The organism is Streptomyces sp. NPDC127092, assembly GCF_042722475.1.
In the GTDB taxonomy this organism is placed as follows: Bacteria; Actinomycetota; Actinomycetes; order Streptomycetales; family Streptomycetaceae; genus Streptomyces.
Genome location: NZ_JBHXFE010000375.1, coordinates 1 through 1,109, shown reverse-complemented (window position 1 = coordinate 1,109; position 1,109 = coordinate 1). Strand labels below are relative to the sequence as shown.

The window sequence follows — 1,109 nt, the reverse complement described above, 5'->3', positions numbered from 1 at the left end:
GTGGATCATCACGGGGCGCTGACGGGTGCCGTCGGCGGCCTGGTACTCGAGGTCGAAGCGTTCGGGCAGGTTGAAGTCCAGCTGGATGGTGGACATCTGCCAGGTGCGGCCGATGGCGTCCCGGGCCTGGACCGAGATCTTCGGGCCGTAGAACGCGGCGCCGCCCGGATCCGGGACGAGCTGCAGACCGGAGGCATCCGCGACCTCGGCGAGGGTGCGGGTGGCCTCCTCCCAGATCTCGTCGGAGCCGACGAACTTCTCCGGGTCCTTCGTGGAGAGCTCGAGGTAGAAGTCGTTGAGGCCGTAGTCCTTGAGCAGGTCGAGGACGAAGTTGAGCGTGGTGGTCAGCTCCTCCTTCATCTGCTCGCGGGTGCAGTAGATGTGGGCGTCGTCCTGGGTCATGCCGCGCACGCGCGTGAGTCCGTGGACCACGCCGGACTTCTCGTACCGGTACACGGAGCCGAACTCGAACAGCCGCAGCGGCAGCTCACGGTAGGACCGGCCGCGGGAGCGGTAGATCAGGTTGTGCATGGGGCAGTTCATCGGCTTGAGGTAGTAGTTCTGCCCCTGGCGGGTGATCTCGCCGGTCTCGGGATCACGGACCTCGTCGATGTGCATGGGCGGGAACATGCCGTCCGCGTACCAGTCGAGGTGGCCGGACACCTCGTAGAGGTGCTGCTTGGTGATGTGCGGGGTGTAGACGAACTCGTAGCCGGCCTCGGTGTGGCGCCGACGGGAGTAGTCCTCCATCTCCTTGCGGATGATGCCGCCGCGCGGGTGGAACACGGGCAGGCCGGAGCCGAGCTCGTCCGGGAAGGAGAAGAGATCCAGCTCGGCGCCGAGCTTGCGGTGGTCGCGGCGCTCGGCCTCGGCGAGGCGCTCCTGGTAGGCCTTGAGGTCGTCCTTGCTGGCCCCCGCGGTGCCGTAGATGTGCTGCAGCTGCTTGTTCTTCTCGTTGCCGAGCCAGTAGGCGGCGGCGGAGCGGGTGAGCGCGAAGCCGTTGCCGATGAGCTTGGTGGAGGGCAGGTGCGGGCCGCGGCAGAGGTCGCACCACACGGCGTCGCCGGTCTTGCGGTCCACGTTGTCGTAGATGTTGATCTCCCCGGCCC

At 67.3% G+C, this 1,109-nt stretch carries 1 protein-coding gene; it reads right to left on the bottom strand.

Going from position 1 to position 1,109, the window contains the following annotated elements:
- On the bottom strand, window positions 1–1,109 hold a 1,109-nt coding region (gene thrS / locus ACFWJO_RS40560), incomplete at both ends, for a threonine--tRNA ligase (protein ID WP_386873393.1).